We start from the raw sequence: 22,909 nt of genomic DNA, 5'->3' as shown, positions 1-22,909 counted from the left end.
CGACACGCGATCCGCCTCCCCCGCCCTGTGCCGGGGGGGTGCCTCGCAGGCCGCGGCCCGCTCGACCCGGCCGTCCGGTGTGGCAAACCGGGTGGCGCGGGGGCGATGGAACCACTAAACTTTGCGAAGCACCTGTCTTATGAACCCGGCTCCTCCGCGATGGGATGTGAAACCGCAGGCGGTTCTGCAGGCAAAGGGGACCGGACGATTTCGAACCGGCGGGCGACCTGACGGATGCCGGCCCCCCGGGCTCTGCCGGTCTGCCGCGGGCACCGGCACCCGGCTTCCGCCACGTGGAACGCGGTCGGCGATCTGTTTCGAGAACGGGCGCGCCCCGGGGGCATGTTTCAACCAGGCTCCAAGCCGCAATCCTTCTCCAGCATGACCATGCCGGCCGACAACCGCGCTCGTACAACGGGATCCGAGGGACACTTGCGGGGTTTCTGGTCCCTCTGGGTGACGCAGTTCCAGGGAGCGTTCAGTGACAACCTGCACAAGTTCTTGGTCTTGTATCTTGCCCTGGGGCTGGGCCTTTCACGGGAGCAGGAACACGCGCTGGTGCCGTTGATCAACGCGTTGTTTGCAGTGCCGTTTCTCCTTTTCTCGATGACGGGCGGCTGGCTGGCCGACCGTTTCAGCAAGCGAACGGTTTGCATGGGTGTGAAACTGGCCGAGGTGGCGATCATGTTGTTGGCCACCGTGGCGCTGGCGCGCCTTTCCATCCCGGCCATGTTGGTCGCAGTGTTCCTGATGAGCGCGCAGAGCGCGCTGTTCGGCCCCACCAAGTATGGTCTGATGCCGGAGCTTCTGCCCGAGCGCCGGCTTTCCTGGGGCAACGGGTTGCTGGGTCTGGGGACGTTTCTGGCGATCATACTGGGGACGATTGCAGCGGGAGGGCTCATGGAATGGCGTGGCCGCCAGCAAGCGTTGTCCGGGCTCATCCTGGTGGGGCTGGCCCTGCTGGGTTTCGTGGCCAGTCTGGGCATCCCCCGTGTACCGCCTGCCGAGCCACAGCGGAGGTTCCGGTTGAATCCACTGGGTGACTTTTGGGAAGAGTGGCGAGTGGTGCGTACGGATCCGGTCCTGACGGGTGCGGTGTTGATGGTGAATTTTCTTTGGTTCCTGGGGGCCCTGTGGCAACCGGCTCTCATCTTCTATTGCCGGGATGTGCTGGGTGGTGGCGAGTTTCACACCAGCCTGCTGCAGGCCGCTCTGGCCGTGGGAATCGCTCTCGGCAGTCTGAGCGCCGGTTACCTCTCGGCGGGCAGGATCGAGCCCGGCCTGGTGCCGATGGGTGCGCTGGGAATGGTGGCGGCGGGAGGGTGCCTCGGTTTGGGCTCGCTCGGTTTTGGAGGAGCGCTGGCGGCCACGGGGGCACTCGGGTTTTGTGGCGGGTTGTATCATGTGCCGTTGAATGCGTTGCTGCAGGCCCGGCCCGCCCCGGGCAGACGCGGCGGAGTGCTGGCGGCGTCGGCCATTCTGTCCTGGGTCGGCATCGTGGCTGCAGGAGGGCCGCTGTACTACTTGTTGAGTCGGGGCGTGGGTCTGGGCCCGCGCGGGATCTTTCTGACCGGGGCGCTGCTTACGCTCGCAGCCGTCGCGGCATGGGTCCGCGCCCGGCCGGAGGTCATGATTCATTGGGCGCGATGGGTGCTGGTGCGGACGTTGCATCCGCTCGAGGTGCTCGGCAGGGAGCATGTGCCGCGGGAGGGCGGCGCGTTGCTGGCGTGCCATCATCAATCGCTGGTGGACTGGCTGCTGCTCCTGGCGGCGGTGGATCGGCCGATCCGCTTCCTGATGGACCGCCGGTGGGCGGAAAGCCGCTGGCTTCGGCTGTGGACCCGTGCACTGCGGGTGATTCCGGTGGCCTCGGATGACGGGCCTCATGCCCTGGCGCGATCTCTGGAGGCGGCGCGTGAGGCGCTCCGGTCGGGGGAGTTGGTGTGCATTTTTCCGGAGGGCCAGATGACCCGGACCGGTCAGCTTTTGAAGTTCCGGCGCGGGTTGGAACGCGTGGCACGCGGGACCGGAGCGGTGATCGTGCCGGTGGCCATGGAAGGTGTGTGGGACGGCTGCTTCAGTTTTCCGCGGCGACGATTTGCCCTCAAGCGGCCGCGTCGGTGGGTGCAACCGGTGACCCTCGTGTTCGGGAGGCCCCTGCCCGACACCGCGTCCGCACCGGAGGTCCGGCAGGCGGTGGAACAACTGCTGGCCGACCTGTGGTCGCGCGGGTCCCGGAGTCATCCGACGGTGGCTGCCCGTTTCATCGCCACGGCCCGGCGCCATCCGTTCCGTCTGGCCATGGCGGACGAGAACGTGGGCGCTGTCCGGTTCGGCCGGGCGTTGATGGGGGCGCTCTTCGTGGCGGAGCGGCTCCGACCGCACGGATCGGGCGAAGAACGGATCGGAGTACTGTTACCGCCCTGTGTGCCAGCGGCGTTGGTGCACTGGGCCATCCTCCTCACCGGCAAGGTGCCCGTCCATCTCAACTACACCCTGGATTCCGGCACGCTCGGGGCTTGCGCCCGTCTGGCCGGGGTGCGCTTTCTGATCAGCTCGCGACGTTTCCTCGAGAAGCTGCGCCTGCAACCGCCGGTGCCGGTCCTGGTATTGGAAGAACTCCTGGCCCGACCGCGCCCGATCGAGAAATTGCGGGCCCTGATGCGCGCGTGGTTGCTGCCCGCCCGGTGGCTGGAGCGTTCGTTGAAGGATCGGACCGCCGGGTCGGATGCAGTCCCTCCGGCCGACCGGCCCGTGACGATCCTGTTTTCCTCCGGGTCCACCGGCGAACCCAAGGGCGTGGTTCTGACTCATGGAAACGTGCTGAGCAACATCGAGCAGGCGGCGCGGATCCTGGAGTTTCAGCCGCACGACCGGCTGCTGGGCGTGCTGCCGTTCTTCCATTCGTTCGGGTTCACCGTCGGGGTGACCCTGCCGGGTGTGCTGGGTCTTGGGGTGGTTTTCCATCCGAATCCGCTGGATGCGCGTGCGCTGGCTCCGCTGCTGCGGCGCTGGCGCGTGAGCATCCTGCTCAGCACGCCCACCTTTTTGCAGCTTTACTTGAGGGCGTTCGAGCCGGCGGATGTCGAATCGCTCCGACTGGTCATCACCGGTGCGGAAAAACTTCCCATGCGGCTGGCGGATGCATTCGCCCAACGCTTCGGGATCCGTCCCCTGGAGGGTTACGGCTGCACGGAAACGGGGCCGGTGGTCTCGGTCAACATTCCGGATTTCGTCGCCGGCGGCCTTCAGCAGCGCGGACAGAAGCCCGGCAGCGTGGGCAGGGCGCTTCCGGGCGAGGCCGTGCAGGTGCGGGATCCGGATACGCTGGAGCCGCTGCCACCGGGCGCCACGGGCGTCCTGTGCATCCGCGGTCCCAACGTGATGCAGGGCTACTGGCAGCGGCCGGATCTGACCCGCGCCGCACTTCGTGACGGATGGTACATCACGGGCGATCTGGCCCGGGTGGACGAAGACGGTTTCATTCACATCACCGACCGGCTGGCCCGTTTCAGCAAGATCGGCGGCGAAATGGTGCCGCACGTCCGTGTGGAAGAGGTGCTGCATGAGCTGGCCGGTGTCACCGAACGGACCTTCGTGGTCACTGCGGTGCCGGATGAGTCACGCGGAGAACAGCTGGTGGTGTTGCATCGGCTGGACCCCGAGGACCTGCGGTCCTGTCTGGAAAAGCTCCGCACGACGACGCTCCTGCCCAACCTCTGGAAACCGCGGCCCGATCATTTTCACCGGGTCGAAAGTTTCCCGGTGCTGGCCAGTGGGAAACTCGACCTGAAAAGCGTGCGCGCGTTGGCCCGCTCCTTGACGGAACGTGCCGTTGCGCAGAAACCCTGACGGCCGCAGACACGCCCCGCGCTTTGGCGCCCGGTTCAGGACCTGGAAACTGGACTACAACTCCGCACGAACGGGAGGAACCGGGCCGGATCCGGTCGAGAACCTTGCCCGCACTTCCGGATCCACATCGGTCACACGGCCGGTGGCGCGGTCCAGAGGGCACCAGAGGGTCCGCACCCGGGCCAGCAGCCGCCCGTCGGTTGCCCGATACATTTCTGTCAGCCGCTCGAAGCGGAATCGGGAGGCTGCTCCGACCCATGTCCGTACGCGCACCTGATCGCCCAGGCGCGCCGGGTGTTTGTAATCCACCTCGTGGCGCAACACGACCCAGACCAGTCGCTGGCGGGCTTCGGGTGGCGCCTCGGCAAGCCAGTGCGCAACGGCAGCGTCCTGGGCCCAACGGAGGTACACCACGTTGTTGACGTGCCCCAGCGGGTCAATGTCCTCGGGCCGGACCTGCACCCGGTGCTCGTAGGGTTGGACGGTCTTGCTGTCGCTCATCTTCGACCTCGACCCCGTTCGGGTCGCCAGCTGACCACGGCCCGGGCACGGTCGTCGAGTGGAACTTTTATCTGTAACGGACCGTCCGAAGCGGCGCCACCGGCTGGAAAAAGGTCATTAACGGGAGCGGAGGGGCTGTGGAACCGCCGCGCCGGAAGCCACCAGCAGCGGGAAACAGTGGCGTGCCTTCTGACGCTGGTGGCCGGCGCTGCGCAGGCACGGGTTCCATCAGAAGGCAGGGATGGAACCGAGACGGAAGCCCACTCGGATCCTGACCACCCTGGCAGGTTGTTGGTGGTTTCCCGAATGCCGAAAAAATGCGAGCCACCCCGCACCGGGGGTGCGCGCCAAGGGGTTTCAGCAGGGCGCGCGCTGCGTGTCCGGAGATCGGGCTCAGAACCCTTCCGTTCGTCGGGCGCGCTCGACGAGCAGCCCGCTTCAGCGCATCAGCAACATCTGACGGGCCCGTTTGATGGCCCGGGCCAGGCGCCGCTGATAATGAGCCGGCAGCCCGGTGTACTTGCGCGGGAGGATCCGTCCTTGTTCGGTCACAAACTGCTTGAGCAGGTTGACGTTCTTGTAGTCGAGCGCCTCGATGGGAAAATCCACCTTGGCTTTGGGCCGGGCCTGACGGTGCTCCAGGGGCGCCGCCATGGCCGGGGTCTCGCCTCTGCGATCCGATTCCAAATGCGTCTTACGCGGCATAGACAGTTACTTGATCTCGCGATGAAGGGTGTGCCTGCGGAGGAACTTGTTGTACTTGCGCAGTTCCAGCCGCTCGGTCTGGGTCTTCTTGTTGCGCGTGGTGGTATAACGCGAGGGCGGTTTGCCTTCCTTGGCCGCCTCGGTGCATTCCAAAATGACGATTTCCCGCGGCATGGATCACTCCTTGTCCCGCAAACGTTCGTCTCCTTCTTCCTCGTTGTTGTCCGGTTCGGCGGGCGCGACGAAGTCCAGCGCGCCCAGGGACGCCAGGCGCCGTTGTTTGGCCATTCCGCTGCGCTCCAGTTGCGCCTGAGCCTCCACAGTGTAGCGTGCCCAGGGAATGGCGTCCAGCCGTGCCTTGGGAATGGGTTTGCCCGTCAGCTCGCAGATGCCGTAGGTGTTTTTCTCGATGCGCTTCAATGCGGCATCAATTTCATACAGGGCGTCCTGATCGGAACTCAACAGGCTCAGCGCGAAGTCCCGATCGAAGTTGTCCGTCCCCGTGTCCGCCATGTGCAGGCTGTAGCTGGGCAGCTGCTGGGCCGACTCCTTGGCCAGACCGTCCCGTTGTTTGAGCAACTGTTCGCGCAGTTCCAGCAGGCGGTTGTAGTACTTGACCCATTCCGGCTTGATCTTCACGGGGGGCGTCTTGCCCCCGCGTGCCGGTGCGCCTCCGAGAATGGCATCTGCCGTGGCCGGGCCCCGAACCTTGGAGGCCGGCGCGGCCGCCCTGTTGGTGTTTTTCTTTTTTGCAGTCACGGTTTCGAGACTGGCAACCGTTGATTGTCTGCTCCTCTGTCATCCTTGCCGGGCACCTTTCTCCCGCAAGGGCGGGTGAATCTACCAAACTTCGAATCGGATGCCAGAGGAAAATCTATAGCAGGAAAGTGCCTTCCCCGCCAACGGACGGAACGCATCCCCGAAGAAGGCATCACGCCGGCAGGTCAGGACCGGTCCAGCACGCGTTCGACCTCGCAGGCCACCCTGCCGGGGTCCAGGGCCTCCCCCTCCAGACAGCCGTTGGCACCGGCTTCGTAACCCACGGCCGAGATCCCGCAGCCCGGCCCGCGGTTCAACAACAAGACGGGCAACCGAAACCACTGGCGGTGCCGGCGCAGCCGGCGCGTCAGTTCAAGGCCGTCCAATCCGGCCATGCCCACCGCCGCCAGCACCAGCGCATAATCCTGGCGTCCGATGGCCCGCCACGCCTCCCAACCGTCCTGCGCCTCGTCCGACTCGTACCCCCGGTCCGCCAGGGCCTTTCGGATTCGATCGCGTTCCTGGGCCGAACCGTCTGCGACCAGCACGCGCCGTTTCTCCTGCGCGGGCTGCCGGACCGGTGCGGGGCTTGCGACGGCATCCCCGGGCGACGAGTTTGCGTGAGTCTCTGACCGGGACGTCTCGGCCAGGTCCGGGGCCGAGAGGACCAGCACCGGCCGGCCGTCTTCCAGCACGGCCACACCGCTGGCGTGTTTCAAGCCCCAAAGATCGGTCTCCACCGGTTGCAGCGTCAGTTCCTGTTCCCCCAGGCAATGGTCCACCTGCCACGCGCATACGTGCGAGCCTTCGCCGGTCACCACCACCCACCACGGCGGCGGGCCCGACCAACCTCGATCGAGCCCGAGCCCTTCCTGTAAGGCGCGCAACGGCACGGGTTGCCCCGCGAAGCGCAGCATGGGCTGGCCACCGGGGCCGCTCCACTCGACCCTTTCCAGCCGCAGCACCCGCCGGACCTGCGCCATGGGAAATGCATAAGCCTGGCCCGAGACCTCGACCACGATGGCCCTCACGACCGAGAGTGTCAGCGGCAGGTGCAGGACAAACGTCGTACCCCGGCCGGGCACGGTCTCCACGAAAACCTGCCCCCGCATTTCCCGCACTGCCTGCCGGACCACGTCCAGCCCGATCCCCCGGCCGGAATCGGAGGTGACGCTCGACCGGAGAGTCAGGCCGGGCTGGAACAGGAACTCCAACAAACGGTCGGGAGAGAGGGTTTCCAGATCTTGCGGGCTCAGTTGGCCCCATTCGATCAGCCGCTTCCGCAACGCCACCAGGTCCACCCCGCGACCATCGTCCGCCACGCGCACGAGCAGTTCGTGGGGACGCAGGCAGGCTTCCACGCGTACGACGGCCCGGGCGGGCTTGCCTGCGTGGATCCGTTCCACGGGCGTTTCGCAACCGTGGTCCACGGCGTTGCGGACCAGGTGCATCAGCACATGCTCCAGCCGCTCCAACACCGAGCGATCAACCCGCGTTTCCTCCCCTGCCACTTCCAGGCGCACTTCCTTGCCCGAACTGCGTGCCAGGTCGCGGACCAGCCGTGGCAGTCGTCGGACAGCTTCTTCGAAGGGGCGGATGCGCGATTCCAAAACCGTCAGGTAAAGCCGGTGGGACCACCGCGCCGTTTTCTGCTCATAGGTCCGTAGGGACTCGGCGATGCCGTGCAACTCGCCCGTGCACGTCCGCCATTGTTCCCGCAACCGATCCCACCAGGCGCCGGTTTCAGCCGCTGCCGACTCTGCGGGTGGTCGCCGGCCCAGGCTCTCCATCAGGGCACCCGCCTGTTGGTGACGCGCCTGCAGGTCCGCCATTCGCTCCAGGAACAGGTTCAACCAACGCGTATCCGCGAGCGCCTGGGCGGCCAGGCGCATCAACTGGTCGGCCCGGTCGCGATCAAGCCTTTCCGAACGCCCGGCTGGACCGCCGGGCCCTGGGCCGCTCGGTGAAGGGGAAAAGCCCGCCGTGGAGCCGTTGGAGAGCGGATCGGGTTCCGGATCCGCTGCCTGCGGCGTCTTCGAACCGGGGTCATGGTCCGGGTTCCCTTCCGCAAGTGCGCGGAGCTGCCGCAGGATCATGCGGTCGTCCGTTGCCGGAGAGTTGCCCGCGTCCGAAAGTCCGGTTGCCGCCCGGCGGGCCAGGGAATGAATGCGGTCGGCAGCCCGCATCAAAAGGTCCACCACCTCCGGCGTAATCCGCAGGCGACTCTCCCGGATTCGAGCGAGGCAGTCCTCCATGCCGTGGGCCAGCTGGACGACCGGTGTCAATCCCACCACGCGGGCCGCGCCCTTGAGGGAGTGCAATTCCCGCATCAAATCGAGCAGCCGTTCGAGGTCTTGAGGGGCCTGTTCCAGCGCCAGGAGGATCTCGAGCACACGGGCGATCTGCGCCTCCGCCTCGCGCCCGAAAAGGGCCAGCAGCGAGGAATCCATCTCCGGGTTGGGAAGCCCGCGATCGCCGGTTTGCGGGTTCATAAGCGTGTCTCCGACCAGGGCAGCGACTGGGCGTCCAGCCACCGAACCCACCGGCCATCGGCGTACCAGAAACCGTCGTCCGTGCGAGGATCCGCCACCGCACCGGGCGAGTCGCCGGCCGGTCCTCCATCGGCAGGGGTGAGTCGGACCTGCCGGGGCAGGCCGTCAACCAGCCAGGCGGCCAACCGCCCGCCCCACTCGGCAATCACCACCCAGGGACCTGCCGGAGCGCCGGGGATCCACGGGAGTTCACTCTTTTGCAACAGCCTGCGCAATGAGACACAAGGTAGCACCATTCCTCGCCATTGCACCAAACCGTGGACAACCCCACAGCCGGCCCGGGCAAGCCGATGGAACGGCAGCGGGCCGCAGACTTCCAGCATCCGGGAGGCGCGAACCGCCACGATCTCATCCTCGATCTCCAGCAACCACGCCGTGCGGCAGCCGGAGGACGGCGGCCGGTGGACCGCCGGCTCCGGCAACCCCGTGTCCCGGTCCTCCGGCCGGAGCCATTCCAGAATCAGCCCGGCGTCCGCGCGAAACACCTCGCAGTCGGAGCAGTGGCGGCAACGCGCCAGTTCGGGACACAAACCATCGCCCCACGAACCCGTCCGACGCCAGCAATACCCGTCGCCCGCGGGCGCGCCGACAGGGTGAGCCTGCCGGGCGGCTGCCGCGTTCGAGGAACCGGGCGGCGCCGGCGCCACAGGCGGGGGGGCCACCGGCGCCCCGGCCGGTGCGGCCAGGCTTCTGGCCTCCACCGCATCGGCCGGGTCCTGCGGCAGCGGCATGCGCCGAGGCGGACTCCAAAGCAACTCCGCAGGCAGCCAGTGCAGCAACCCGCGCCCGTCCAGGCGCGCCGGACAGGTGAGCAGGCCCGATCGCACGGGCAGTTGACCGGGCACAAAATCCTCCCTGCGATACCGGCCGATGCCCATCACCCGTTCCACCAGCACGGCCTGTCCGGATGCGTCCGTTCCCACCATCTCCGGCGCCGGCAACAACACGCGGGCCCGACCAGGCCACACGCTCCGACGTCCCCACAAACCGGCCGCCAGATCCCACACCGGCCAGCAACGGTTGCCCCACCGAATCCAGCCCACCCAGGGCAGTAAATCCGACCCGGCGGGCTGCACTTGGTGCGCCGGCAACACGGCCGCAAGCGCCCGCGCTTCCACAGCCAGGCGGCGCTTGCCGGATTCAAACTCGATCAACTGCATGAGGCCGGTCCTCCGAATCCGCTCCCGACTTTCGTGCCGCTCAGCCCCCGCCAGGCGGGTCGCAAGCATCCGCCTGCGGTTGCGGCCGTGCCGCGGCTCCGGTACGCGAGGAGTCGCCCGCGCACACGTCCGGCTGGCGCACGTCCAACCGTTCCCGGCACCCGGCCAGTCGCCCGGCCAACCCCCGGCCTTCTTCACCCCAGGCGAGGCCCTCCTGGCACAAGGTCAGGAGGCGTTCCAACCACTCGCAGCACCGGCCCAGCTCGGTTCGCAGGACAACGGCCTCCACCGCTGCTGACCCGCCGGACTGTCCGACCGCATCCGCGGGGTCCTCCACCCGGCCCGCGCGTCCGGCCCCGCGCACCTGAAGCTCCATTTTCTCCAGGCTTTCCAAACCCGCCTCGGCCTGCTGACGCAATTGTTCCACGGCCCGCTCGATTTCCCCCGCTGCAACGGCCGTTTGATCGGCCATGCGCCGCACCTCCCCGGCCACCACCGCAAAACCGAGTCCGTACTCGCCGGCTTTCTCCGCTTCGATCGCCGCGTTGACGGCCAACAACTGCGCCTGATCGGCCATCCTGGCCACCGTGCCGAGCGCACGCTGGACCGTGTCCAGTGCATGAGGCATGCAGGCCAGAGACAGACGAATCGATTCCACCGGCCCCTGCCACGGTTGCGCGGTGACCGGACCCGCCCCCTCCCGATCGCCCCGCGACCTGGGCTGAAGCTCAAGGGTGTCGGGCCCGGCGGCCTCTGGACCCCGGCCCTCCGATGCGGTCTGCTGAAGCAGCGCACGCAAAGTGGCCAACACATCCGCCACCGTGTGCCGGATCTCGCGAAGGCGATCCTCCGCCTGCGCCAGCCACCGCGTCCATGCCTCCTGCACCTCCTGCAACCTGGCCGCCGCCTCAGTCCGGGCCCGGACACTCTCCTGCCAGGCGCGGGCCCAGCGAGCCCAGGCTTCCGCCGCTGATGGCCACGGCCCGTCCCGTTCGGCCCACCACGCTTGCGAAGGCTCGCTCCCGTCCCAGCATCGCAACCGTTCTTCCCAAGCCCGGCCGAGCTCCCGGACCCGTAACCGTCCGGCCTGCCACCAGGCGACACCTGCCGCCCCGCACAAGAGCAGCCCTGTCCACGTGCCGACGCGCGCGGTGAGAAGCGCCGACTCCCATCGTTCGCGGACACCCGGCCAACGGGCCGACCATGCCACCTGCCATTGCCGGGCCCGGGCCACGGCCTCGGCGTGAAAAGTCGGATAGGCGCCGTCACTCGACGATCCCCCGCCCTCTCTGCGGGCACCTTGTGCAAGCGCGCGTGTCTGGGCCGCCACCCACTCCTCACAAAGCTGCTGTACTTCGCGCAGGCCCTCCGCCAGCCCGGGCGGGTCACCCAACCGGCCAGCCCGGGCCGACCATTCCGCACTCCAAGCCTGAACCGATTCCAACAAATCGTGGGCTGCCATTCCTCCCGACGTCATTCCCTCCAGGATGCGCCGCCCTTCCTGCTCCAGCCGGGAGAGCAGCCCCTCGGCACGGGTCCCCAGACGTTCGACCGCCAACAACGCGTGCATCACGTGGTCCCGGCGAAGCTCGGATGCCAATGCCAGCACCAGCCCCAGCGCCAGGAGGCAACCGCCTGCCCAGCACCATGCACGGGCCGTGCCCCGGGGCTGGCGTGGGAAGGATGTTTGGGGGGCCGACATCGGAAGAGTTCGCGGGTTTGGGTTATCGTCCTCTGCGTGCGCCGACCTTGCGCAGATGCGCTCTGCTACCGGGCCAACAGGCTTTTGTGTGCTCTGGGCACCAGATTGCGCCGCAGCCATGACCGGCTCAAGCCCGTTTTCGGAGCCTCCCCTGCTCCAACCAGGGCCCGGTCCTGTCTTTCGGGGGCCAGTTTCAATGGAGGCGATTCCACCTTCCGGCCCGGCCGCCGCCAAGAAAGGCTTCCCCGCGACCCGGTATTTGTTGGGATGCAAGGGCAACCCGAAGGGCCGCTCCGAAAACAGCGGGGCCACGCCGCTTCCGACGTGGCCCCTTTCACACCGTCCTCGAACCGGACCCGGCTCAGGCTGTTTCTTCTGAAAGCCAGTCCGCCAGATTCAGATAGGCCTTGATTTTTCGTCGTTCATACCGATGTCGCTGAGCTTTTTTCGGCTGATGCTGAAGCTTGCGAAACGGGGGTTTGGTATCACGCACGACTTCAGCCATGGGTTCAGCGCTCTTTTTCATGAGGACTCCTTCGAGGTTGGCTTACGAACGAAGAAACGGTTGGCCTCTTGGAACACCACCTTTCCCTCCGAACCCCGGTGCTCCTTCGGGCAACCGCCATTGTTTCCATACTCACTGCTTTGGACCGAAGGAGCGGGTGCGCATTCAAACTTTCCCCGGCTACCTGCCTGCGCGGGAGTCGGAGGTCTGACGCGCATCCTCTCCCTGCCCGTCCGACTCAGCTTATCGGCCGGGCGCCACATTTACTTTAGCCCGAACGCGGACTTCGTCCAGGGTTGTCGCCAAGGGTCCCACCTGCTCCTCCCCGTGGCCCAACTTTTTCGCGAACCGGCCCGGGCAAGGAGGTGCGAATCCGTTCTTGGCGTCGGTCACGGTCCGTGGAATCTTGATGGCGCCAGGTGGTCCTCCACCCAAGCGAACCGAGCAGGGGTTCCCTGCCAACGTGTTACGAGACCGGATCCGATGGACCTTCGCTCTCAGATTGTCGGTCCCACCCGCCGCACGGGCGCCGGGAGGAGAGTTCGCCATCAAGAACGTCGGTTCCCCTTGGGGCTCCTCGCGGTTGCGGCCGTCGCGCTGGGCACCGCGGGCGGCGGCGCCGCGTCCATGCAACCCATTGCCGTGACCGGTTTCAACCTGGACCTGGTCATTGAAAACACTGCCGCGGGACCGCCCTACCACGCCTACGCGGTGGAATTCAACCCGGGCGAAAACCTGGCCTTCTACCAGGCCGGTCTGCCCGGCAAGAGCCACGGCCTGCCGGCCGACGGACGCTTCACCAGCGTGCTGGACAACGAGACAGTGTTCGCGTTCGCCCCCTACGACGGTCCCAACGCACTTGTTCTCAGCAGTGCCACCGGCCTGACCGAGGGGACCCTCACCCTCGTACAACCCGCGGTATACCGTCGGATCGCCGTGATGGCGCATTCGGCCAGCGGAGGCGGTTCTCCCCTTCTGACCCTCCACTTTGCAGACGGGCGCGACGTAACGGCCGTTTATCAGGCGCCGGACTGGTTCAACAACGCGGGCTATGCGCTCAGCGGCGTCGAGCGGATCAACCTCACCACCGGCACGACCCAGGGCGCCCCCACCAACCCGCGGTTTTACCAAACCACACTCGACCTGGAGTCGTTGCTGGGGGCCATGCCCGCGCCCCTGGTGGCCATCACGTTTCAAAAGGCCGCCGGGGCCGGCTCCACCGGCATCTACGCCGTCAGCGGGGAGTTGTGGCCCGATCAACCGGCGCAGATCCTGCAGTCACCCGCCTCGCTCACCGTCACGGAACCCGACCCTGCACGGTTCGAGGCCTTGGTCACCGGCCAACCGTTTCCGCTGCTCCAGTGGTTTCGCAACGGCCTGCCGGTGGAGGGAGCGACCAACACATGGCTTGTGCTGGACCGCACCTCCTCCGCCGACGATGGCGCCGCGTTTTTTCTCCGCGCGGTCAACGTGGTCTCCGGCCGGACGTACGCCGTCACCAGTGCCGTGGCCGTGTTGCATGTCCTGCCGGACACCAATCCCCCCGTGCTGCTGACGGTGTGGGCCAGCGGCCGGACCCAGGTGGTCGCCCGCTTCAGCGAACCGGTGGAGCCCTCGTCCGCACTCCGTCCCGAGCACTACGCCATCTCCGGCACCAACGGGACCCTCCTGCCCGAGGCGGTGGAGCTGGCCGAATCGGGCACGGACGTGCGGTTGACCACCTCCCCGCTGGTGGCTGGTGCGGTATACCAACTTTCCGTGACAGGGGTGACCGACCGCGCAGCGGCGGCCAATGCGGTTCCTCCCGGTACAGTGGCCGGGTTTGCCGTCAGCGGGTACGAGGTCGCCGAGCTGGGCGAGTCGGGTCGGCTGGGCCAGGTCGTCCTCAGCCCGGACGGCTTGCAAATCACCGCCCGGGGCAGTGGTTGGGCGGGACCACGGGACGAGGGAACATTCCATTTTCTGTGGATGATCGGCGACTTCGACGTCCGGGTGCGGATCCCCGATTTGGAGTTTATCCACCTGGCCACCGCCGCCGGGATCATGTTGCGCGAGTCGCCGGCAGCCGGCGCGCGCGCCGCCGGTGTGATGGCCACCCCCACCCTCAACGGTTGCTACTTCTTCGCCCGCACCATACCGGACAACGAAGCGATCCGGTCCGGATACTTCCCCGCCAATCCTCCCTCCACGTGGCTGCGCCTGCGCCGATCCGGCAGCCGGTTGGAGGGGTTCGCGGGACCGGACGGCCGTCATTGGACCTCGCTGGGCACCGTCACCATGGACCTGCCGCTGACCGTGCAGGTCGGGCTGGCCCTCACCAGCGCAGTCTCGAACCAGTGGGCCCGTGCGGAGTTCCGTGATTTCACAGCCACGCCCGCCCCGGAAGGACCCGTGGAATGGACATTCGAACCGCCGGGGCCGTGCAGCCGGCTCACCCCGCTGGTACTCTCGGAAATCATGTATCATCCGACCAATCCGGCGTTGGAGTTCGTCGAATTGTTCAACACACGCGCCGAACCCGTGGACCTGAGCGGGTACCAGCTGGACGGCAGCATCCAGTACACGTTCCCGCCGGGCACGGTCATCCCGGCCGGGGGCTTCCTTATTGTGGCGCTGGATCCGACCGCGCTCGCCAGCGCCCATGGAACCGGCCCCGTTCTCGGTCCGTGGACGGGCCGCCTGCCCAACGACCGCGGCCGGGTCCGACTCCGTCATCGCACGGGCGCGGTCTTCCTGGACGTCGAGTACCGGGACGACCCGCCCTGGCCCGTGGCGGCCGACGGCGCCGGTCCCAGCCTGGTACTGGCCCGACCCTCACTGGGCGAAAGCGACCCCGCCGCTTGGAGCGCCAGTGAATGGCCCGGTGGCTCGCCGGGTCGCTGGGAAGGTTTCCTCCATGATCCGCTCCGCTCGATCCGCATCAACGAGTTCCTGGCTCACACCGATTTGCCGCAGCTCGATTTTGTGGAGCTCATCAACACCGGGACGGAACCCGTGGACCTCGGCGGTTGCAGTCTCAGCGATGATCCCGACACGGACCGGTATGTTTTTCCCGCGGGCACGGTTCTGGCACCCGGCGAGGTCCTCGTACGTACGGAGCTGGAACTGGGCTTTGCCCTGAATGCCGCCGGGGAGACCCTCTATCTGCGTGCTCCGGATCGGCGGGTGCTCGACGCCGTCCGTTTCCAGGGCCAGGCCAACGGCGTCAGCACCGGTCGATGGCCGGACGGAAACGACACTTTCCATCCGCTGGAACAGCCCACGCCCGGCACCCGGAATGCGCCCCCGCGCATCGGCGAGGTGATCCTCAACGAACTCTACTACCATCCGGTCAGCGAAGACGACGATGACCAGTTCATCGAACTCCACAACCGTACCGGAGAGCCGATCCCGCTCGAAGGATGGCGTCTGGAAGATGGCGTGGAATTCACGTTCCCCGCCTCGGCGGTCATCCCGCCGGGCGGTTACCTGGTGGTCGCGCGCAACGCGCGGCGTTTGATGGAGCGTTATCCCTGGCTCAACGCGACCAACCTGGTCGGCGATTTCAACGGCCGGCTCGCACACGGCGGGGAGAGGATCGCCCTCACCCGTCCCGATTGGGTGGTCCAAACCAACACAGCGGGCGAGGTCGTCACCAACCAGATCCGCGTCCTCGTGGACGAGGTCACTTGGCGCGACGGCGGGCGCTGGCCGGTCTGGGCCGACGGCGGCGGCAGTTCGCTCGAACGGGTCCATCCCGACACACACGGCCGCCACCCGGCGCACTGGGCCGACAGTGACGAGACCGGCAAGGCGCCATGGACGATCATCTCGGCCACCGGCACCATTGACCTGGGCAGCACCAGCGCCGATCAGTTGCAGGTCCTGCTGATGGGGCCGGGTGAGTGTCTGCTGGACAACGTCGAGGTGCTCACCCCCGCCGGCAACAATCTGATCGCCAACTCCACCTTCGAAAGCGGCGCGGCCGGCTGGACGGCTGAAGGGACCATGGCCGGCTCGGGTTGGGAACCCGGCGAGGGGTACCAAAGTGCCCGGTCCTATCACATCCGCGCCGTGGACCGCGGAGACAATCAGATCAATCGGATCCGAACCCCGCTGACATCGGCCCTTGCTCCCGGGACCACCAATGTCACCATCCGCGCGGCCGTTCGCTGGCTCAAAGGGCATCCGCAGATCCTGCTGCGACTCCGTGGCAACTGGCTCGAATGTGCCGGCGACATGACCCCCACACCGCAACCCGGCACCCCGGCACGCCCGAACAGCAGGCTCCAATCCTCACCGCCCCTCGCAATCGGTCCGGTCCGGCACCTGCCCGTCCTGCCCGGACCGGGCGAACCCATCCGCATCACCGCCCGGGTGGAAGATCTCCAAGGCCCTCCCACCGTCCGGCTGTACTATCGGCTCGACCCCGCTACCACCGTCGGGACCGTACCGATGCGCGACGACGGACTGAATGGCGACCGCCTTGCCGGAGACGGCCTGTACACGGCGGTGTTGCCGGGTCAGGGCACCAGCACGATGATTGCCTTCTGGGTGGAAGCCACCCGCGCAGACGGCTCCCGCACCGCCCGGTTCCCCGCGGATGCACCCGCACGCGAGTGTCTGGTGCGCGTGGGCGAAACCCAGCCGGCCGGAAACCTTCCCGTGTACCGGCTGTGGATGACCCGCGCCACGCTCAACACCTGGACCAGCCGCCACAAGCTCGACAACACACCGCTCGACGTCACCTTCGTCTGCGGCAATCACCGTGTGATTTACAATGCCGGCGCCCTTTACGCCGGCAGCCCGTACATTGCCCCCGGCTTCTCCAGCCCGATCAGCGGCCGTTGCGGTTACACCATCGAGCTGCCGCCGGACGACCGGTTCCTGGGCGACACCGCCCTGGTGCTGGACTGGCCCGGCGGCCACGGCGGCGAAACCACCGCCATCCAGGAACAGATGGCCTGGTGGATCGCCGACCAACTCGATCTGCCCTTCAGTCACCGTTACCACATCCGGCTCCACGTCAACGGGGTCACCGACGAGCACCGGCAGGCCATATTCGAAGCGGTTCACCAACCCGGCCGGCGCTTCGTGGAGGCGTGGAGTCCGGAGCAACCGGAAGGCCAGTTCTTCAAGATTGATCGCGCCTTCGAATTCAACGACAGCGGCAACCTCATCGCCGATCCCATGCCACGGCTGGAGAACTACACCACCAGCGGCGGCGCCAAGAAACGCGAGCGTTACCGCTGGACCTGGATGTACCGTGCCACGCCGCGCGTCCACGATTACACCAACCTCTTCGCACTCGTGGACGCCCTCAACGCCCCCGCGCCCGAACCCTACACCAGCGCCACCACCGGCCTCGTCGATCTCGAGGAATGGATGCGCATGTTCGCCTTCGAGCACATCATCGTGAACTTCGACTCCTGGGGCCATGAGATCGGCAAGAACATGTACATGTTTCTGCCGCGCGGCGGCCGTTGGGGGCTCTACGCGTTCGACCTGGACTGGCTGATGCTGGTCTCGCCCCGGCTGTCCGGGCGGTTCGCGCCCGATCAGGCCGCACTGTTCACCTCCGAGGATCCCACCGTGGCCCGCATGTACGCCCATCCGCCCTTCCAACGCGCCTACTGGCGCGCCGTCCGGGACGCCGTCCTGGGCCCGCTGGACCCGGCACGCGCCTTCCCCGTCATGGACGCCAAATACCAGGCCCTTCGCGACAACGGCGTCCGCTGGTGCGACGGCCAGCCGCTCACGGACCCGTCCGCGTTGAAGACCTGGTTCAACGTGCGACGCGCATTCTTGGAGGCTCAACTGGCCACGGTGGCGGCCCCGTTTGCCGCCTCCCCCACGGTGACCGTCAGCAACGGCCTGGCCGTGCTCAACGGCACGGCCCCCATCGAAGTCGTCACTCTCGCGGTCAACGGCCGGCCCTGGCAGGTCCAATGGACCACCGTCACCAACTGGACCGTACGGGTCCCGCTCGAAAGCGGTTCCCACACGTGGACCCTCACCGCGCTGGGGCGTTCCGGCACCCCGCTCCCCCTGCCCGCCCAAACCGTCACGCACCTCTCCAATCAAAGCCCGCCCGACCCGGCAGGATGGGTGCTCTTTCACGAGATCCTGTACCGGCCCCGCCTGCCCGGCGCTGCGTTTGTCGAGATCTTCAATCGTTCGCCGGATTGGGCCTTCGATCTGTCCGGTTGGCGGATCAACGGACTGGATTACACGTTCCCCGGCGGGTCGGTTCTTCCGCCGCGCGGTTACCTGGTCCTTGCAGCCGAGCGCCCGGCCTTCATGACCGAGCACGGCCCGGGTGTCCTCCTTTTCGACGTGTTCAACGGCCGGCTCCAGGACGACGGCGAGACCCTCACGCTGCTCCGCCCGGGCACAGGGCCGGAGGAATGGATCGTGGTGGACCGCGTCCGCTACGAATCCTCGCCTCCCTGGCCCGCACCGCAGCCCGGTCAGTCCCTGCAGTTGATTGACCCGGACGCCGACAACAGTCGCGTGGCCAACTGGGCCGTGGCGGATGCACCGCCGCCCGGACCGGCCACGCTTGTGTTGCTCGATTTCGACGCCCCGTGGCGCTACGAACAAAGGACCAACCTCGACGGCCAACCCTGGACGACACCGGAGTATGGAGACGATTCGTGGCCGGTCGGTCCCGGCCTGCTGGCATTCGAGAGCAATCCGTCCCTCACGCCGCTGATCCGCACGCCCCTCGAGGATCCGCGCCAGCCCCCGGCCGGTCTGACCGCCGGACACGCCTACTATTTCCGCACCACCCTGGTGCTCACCGACTCGCTCGCCGGATACACCGTCACCGCGCGGGTATACGTGGACGACGGCGCGGTGTTCCACCTCAACGGCCGCGAATTCCACCGCCTCCGCATGCCCGCGACCGCTCCCATCCTCAACGACACCTACGCCACCGCGCAACCCCCCGGCGGCGACGCCACCACGCCGGAGTCGGTCCCGGTTCCGATTTCACTCCTCCAGCCCGGCACGAATCTGCTGGCCGTGGAGGTTCACCAGCTCGGGCCCTCCAGTTCGGACATCGTCTTCGGCCTCAAACTGGTCGCCGAGCGGAATCCCACGGCATCGGCGGAGGCCACGCCCGGCTCGCCCAATGCCGTGGCCGCCCGCATCCCGGATTTTCCCACCCTCTGGATCAACGAACTGCAACCGGAGAACCTTGCCGGCCCCGCCGATGCGGCCGGCCAGCACGAGCCCTGGCTCGAGATTTACAACCCGGGCATCCAGACCGTCCCATTGGGCAACTGTTACCTGAGCGACCGGCTCGACGATCCCACCCGTTGGGCCTTCCCGCCCGATGCGCAGCTGCCTCCCGGCGGGTTCGTCCTGGTCTGGTGCGACGGACAACCCGAACAATCGACCGCCACCGAGTGGCACACATCCTTCCGTCTCACGCCGCAAGCCGGGACCGTGGTCCTCGCCCAACGCGCAAACGACATGATCCGCATTCTGGATTACCTGACCTACACCAACCTGCCCGCCAACCGTTCGTGGGGCAACTGGCCGGATGCACAACCCTTTTACCGTCGTGGCTTCCACATTGTGACACCGGCCGCGCCGAACAACCCCGCTGCACTCCCCGTCCAGATCTTCATCAACGAATGGATGGCCGACAACACCCGAGCCTTCGCCGACCCGGCCGACGGCGACTTCGAAGACTGGTTCGAGCTCTACAATGCCGGTGATGAACCCGCCGACGTCGGTGGTTATTACCTCACTGACGACCTCAGACAACCCAACCGGTACAGAATCCCCGACACCGGCCGGTTTGTCATTCCTCCGCGGGGCTTCCTCCTCGTTTGGGCCGACAACGAGCCGCAACAAAACAGCCCCGACCGACCGGACCTGCACGCCAACTTTGCCCTGAGCCGCAACGGCGAGGCCATCGGTCTCTACGCCCCCGATCTCACACCCGTGGATACCCTCGTCTTCGGCCCGCAACAGGCCGATGTCAGCCAGGGCCGCCATCCAGACGGCGCGGCCTTCGTTCGGGATCTGGCCGAGCCCACCCCGGGCGCACCCAACCGCGTCCCCAACAGCCCGCCGCATCTGCAGCCCGTGGCCGACCAGGTCCTCTACCTCGGCCAGACCCTGCATCTCACCGTCACGGCATCGGACGACGATCTGCCGTCTCAATCCCTCACGTTCCAGCTCGGCCCCGCCAGCCCGGCCGGTGCGTCCATCCATCCGCAAACCGGCCACCTCACATGGACTCCCGCCCTCGCACCGGCAGAGGCGGAGTTCGAGGTGATCGTCACCGACAGCGGTGAACCCCCGCTCCGCGATTCGATCCGATTCCGCGTCACCGTCCGGCCGCGCCCGGTTCTGGAAATCCGCCATCGCGCAGGCGCATGGGAACTGCACTGGACCGAAGGTGTTTTGCAGGAGGCCGACGCCGTCACCGGTCCGTGGCGCGATCTGACCGTGAGCCCGCCCTATCCTGTTTCCCTCGCCGCACCCCAGAAGTTTTATCGCATCCGCATCGGACCATGAAAACATACCGCAGCTCTCGTGCAGATCACCGAACCCGCGCCCGGGTCACGCGTGCCCTGGCCTGGGGGCTTGTCGCCGCCACACTCCTCACCGGCCGGGCCGCACAGGTCATCGTGGAACATCAGCCCGAGGACCCAAACCTCCCACCCTTCGCATTCCGAAGGGTGCCCGCCCCCTCCGCCACCGACACGGCCACCAGGGCCGCCTTTCGTCTCCTCCAGGGTGAGGCCGACGACAACAGCGGACCCCTGACCGTTCTCCACGACGGCCGCATCCCGACCGGGCCCGACGAACCGCAGGCCAATTTCTTCTTCGCGGCCGGCACTGAAGGAGGTCGGATTCTTGTGGATTTCGGACGGCCCACACCGCTCCGCTACATCAGCACCTACTCGCGCCACCCCAACACGCGTGGCCCGCAGGTTTACACCCTCCACGGCGCGCGCGGCGACGAACCGGGATTCCGCCAGCCGGCAGACGGCCGCAACCCCTCCGAGCACGAAGGGTGGACACTCATCGCCACCGTGGACACCCGTCCCCGCACCGGTCCGCCCGGCGGGCGGTTCGGTGTGTTGATCACCAACGTCGAGGGCGCCATCGGCCCGTTCCGTTATCTGCTGTTCGACATCCGCGCCACCGAACAGGATGACCCGTTTGGAAACACCTTCTTCAGCGAGGTGGATGCGGTGAGCGTGGATCCCGGGTTCGTTCCCACCCCGCCTGCCGAACCGGCCGGCCCCGAGCCGTTCACCGTCCGCACTCCCGACGGCCGCTTTGCCTTCACGCTCGATCTGAGCCGCGCCCCCGAACTGGAACCCTGGATCCGCCAAACGTTGGTCCCCGTCATCCTCGAGTGGTACCCCAAACTGACCGAGATGCTGGCCGTCGAGGGGGTCGAACCACCGGACCATGTCCGGCTCGTTTTCCGACCCGGGCGTGGAGTGGCCGCCACCAGTGGCACCAGAATCGTGGCCAACTCCAGGTGGATCGAGCGCGAACGCGACGGCGAGGCCGTGGGCGCCATTGTTCACGAACTCGTCCATGTCATCCAACAATACGGCCGCAGACCTCGCAGCTCCGCGCCGCCGCCGGATTGGCTCGTGGAAGGCATCCCTGACTACCTGCGGTGGTTCGTCTTCGAGCCGCAGAGCCACGGTGCCGACCTGGTCTGGCTCCGGCGTCAGCGCAGTCCGCGGTTGCAGCACGACGCCGGCTATCGCATCAGCGCCAACTTCTTGGACTGGGTCGTCCGGCGTCACGACCCGGACCTCGTCCGTCACCTCAACGCCGCCCTGCGCCTCGGCCGTTACGATCCTTCCTTCTGGAAGGAACGCACGGGGCACACACTGGAAGAACTGGCCGAGACCTGGCGGAGGGAAACCGAGCAGGCACTCGCGCAACCTTGACGACCCGACCCCCCGTCTGCCCCCTGGCGACCGCCACCTGCAGGCGCAGACTCCGGTGACGTGTACCCGGGCGGGCTTGTCCTCAGAACAACGGGAATCCCGGATCGATCTCGCGCACCCAGGCCATCAACCCGCCGCGCACACTTTTGACCGACCGGAACCCGAGCTGCTTCAGAAACGCAACCGCCTGCAACGAACGTGCCCCGGCCTTGCAGTGCAGGTAGAGGGTCTTCTGCGAATCCAACTCCCGCCACCGCCGGGGAAGCTCGCTCAAGGGCAGCAGGCGCGCACCCGGCAGATGGGCCAGGGCGTACTCGTGCGGCTCGCGCACGTCCACCACCTCGATCCCGCGTTCCGGATGGGTCAGGGCGTCCTGCAGGTCCTGGACCGTCACCTCGTCCTCACCGGGCTCAGATTCGGCACGCGCCACCGGACAAACCTCCTCGTACGTGCCCAGCTCGCGGATGGTGGGGTTCCGCCCGCAGACCGGACAATCCGGGTCGCGCACCACACGGATTTCCCGGAAGCGCATGGCCAGCGCGTCGTACAACAGCAGCCGGCCCATCAGCGTCGTGCCGATGCCCGTGATCAGCTTCAGCGTCTCCGTGGCCTGGATGCACCCAATCACCCCGGGCAGCACCCCCAGAACACCCGCTTCCGCACAGGAAGGAACCGTCCCCGGCGGGGGAGGCTCCGGATACAAACACCGGTAGCAGGGCGCACCCAGGTGCGGCGCAAACAGGCTGGCCTGGCCCTCGAACCGGTAGATGGACCCGTACACGTTCGGCCTGCCTAGCAACACACACGCGTCGTTGACCAGGTAGCGCGTCGGGAAGTTGTCCGATCCATCCACCACCACGTCGTACTCGCGCAGAATGGTCATGGCGTTGTCGCGGGTCAGCCGCTCCGGATGCTCCACCACCTCCACGTCCGGGTTGAGCGCACGCAGCTTCTCCGCAGCCGAGGCCGTCTTGGGCCGGCCCGCGTCCGGCGTGCTGTGCACCACCTGCCGCTGGAGGTTCGTGACATCCACGCGGTCGTGATCCACGATCCCCAGCCGCCCCACCCCGGCCGCCGCCAGATACAACAGCACCGGCGAGCCCAGTCCGCCCGCCCCCACGCACAACACGCGCGCCTGCCGAATTTTCTTTTGGCCCGCCGGCCCGATCTCCGGCAAGATCACGTGCCGCGCGTACCGCTGCCAGGTCTCGATTGTCCGGTCCATACTCGGTCTCTTTCCGATGGGCAAACTACGG

At 67.2% G+C, this 22,909-nt stretch carries 12 protein-coding genes; 3 read left to right on the top strand and 9 right to left on the bottom strand.

Annotation, left to right across the window (positions count from 1 at the left end):
• Positions 1-381 precede the first annotated feature (381 nt).
• Entirely contained in the window at positions 382-3,852 is a 3,471-nt protein-coding gene (locus ACPDIX_RS14310) for an MFS transporter (protein WP_423432483.1), read from the top strand.
• A 54-nt stretch (positions 3,853-3,906) separates the two neighbouring features.
• Here ACPDIX_RS14310 and ACPDIX_RS14305 read toward each other — a convergent pair whose 3' ends face one another.
• The 8 genes from ACPDIX_RS14305 to ACPDIX_RS14270 all read right to left on the bottom strand — a co-directional run bounded on the left by ACPDIX_RS14305 (position 3,907) and on the right by ACPDIX_RS14270 (position 11,757).
• Entirely contained in the window at positions 3,907-4,353 is a 447-nt protein-coding gene (locus tag ACPDIX_RS14305; protein WP_423432482.1) for an acyl-CoA thioesterase, read from the bottom strand.
• A gap of 438 nt (positions 4,354-4,791) precedes the next feature.
• A complete protein-coding gene (gene rpsR, locus ACPDIX_RS14300; RefSeq protein WP_423432481.1) occupies positions 4,792-5,058 on the bottom strand; it encodes a 30S ribosomal protein S18 in 267 nt (88 codons plus the stop codon).
• A 6-nt stretch (positions 5,059-5,064) separates the two neighbouring features.
• Positions 5,065-5,232 (bottom strand): 50S ribosomal protein L33, encoded by a 168-nt coding sequence (rpmG, locus tag ACPDIX_RS14295; protein WP_423432480.1) that lies wholly within the window; start codon positions 5,230-5,232, stop codon positions 5,065-5,067.
• A 3-nt stretch (positions 5,233-5,235) separates the two neighbouring features.
• Positions 5,236-5,697, bottom strand: a complete 462-nt coding sequence (locus ACPDIX_RS14290; RefSeq protein WP_423432479.1) for a TraR/DksA family transcriptional regulator — start codon at positions 5,695-5,697, stop codon at positions 5,236-5,238.
• Positions 5,698-6,002: 305 nt separating this feature from the next.
• Positions 6,003-8,309 (bottom strand): ATP-binding protein, encoded by a 2,307-nt coding sequence (locus ACPDIX_RS14285; RefSeq protein WP_423432478.1) that lies wholly within the window; start codon positions 8,307-8,309, stop codon positions 6,003-6,005.
• Positions 8,306-9,529 (bottom strand): chemotaxis protein CheW, encoded by a 1,224-nt coding sequence (locus tag ACPDIX_RS14280; protein WP_423432477.1) that lies wholly within the window; start codon positions 9,527-9,529, stop codon positions 8,306-8,308. The genes ACPDIX_RS14285 and ACPDIX_RS14280 overlap by 4 nt, the downstream gene beginning before the upstream one ends.
• A 40-nt stretch (positions 9,530-9,569) precedes the next feature.
• The gene (locus ACPDIX_RS14275; protein WP_423432495.1) at positions 9,570-10,106 is read right to left on the bottom strand and encodes a methyl-accepting chemotaxis protein; all 537 of its coding nucleotides are present in this window, start codon (positions 10,104-10,106) and stop codon (positions 9,570-9,572) included.
• A gap of 1,486 nt (positions 10,107-11,592) precedes the next feature.
• Positions 11,593-11,757, bottom strand: a complete 165-nt coding sequence (locus ACPDIX_RS14270; RefSeq protein ID WP_423432476.1) for a hypothetical protein — start codon at positions 11,755-11,757, stop codon at positions 11,593-11,595.
• A 606-nt stretch (positions 11,758-12,363) separates the two neighbouring features.
• Between ACPDIX_RS14270 and ACPDIX_RS14265 the strand changes: the two genes are divergently transcribed.
• On the top strand, positions 12,364-20,250 hold the full coding sequence (locus tag ACPDIX_RS14265) for a lamin tail domain-containing protein (RefSeq protein ID WP_423432475.1): 7,887 nt from the start codon (positions 12,364-12,366) through the stop codon (positions 20,248-20,250).
• The gene (locus ACPDIX_RS14260; RefSeq protein ID WP_423432474.1) at positions 20,247-21,653 is read left to right on the top strand and encodes a basic secretory protein-like protein; all 1,407 of its coding nucleotides are present in this window, start codon (positions 20,247-20,249) and stop codon (positions 21,651-21,653) included. Before ACPDIX_RS14265 ends, ACPDIX_RS14260 begins: the two co-directional genes overlap by 4 nt.
• An 82-nt stretch (positions 21,654-21,735) precedes the next feature.
• Here ACPDIX_RS14260 and moeB read toward each other — a convergent pair whose 3' ends face one another.
• Positions 21,736-22,878: a molybdopterin-synthase adenylyltransferase MoeB gene (gene moeB / locus ACPDIX_RS14255; protein WP_423432473.1), complete on the bottom strand. Its 1,143-nt coding sequence runs from the start codon at positions 22,876-22,878 to the stop codon at positions 21,736-21,738.
• Positions 22,879-22,909: the final 31 nt, after the last annotated feature.

Origin of the sequence: Limisphaera sp. 4302-co (genome assembly GCF_049537155.1) — a bacterium.
In the GTDB taxonomy this organism is placed as follows: Bacteria; Verrucomicrobiota; Verrucomicrobiia; order Limisphaerales; family Limisphaeraceae; genus Limisphaera.
This window is presented reverse-complemented; position numbering and strand designations above follow the sequence as displayed.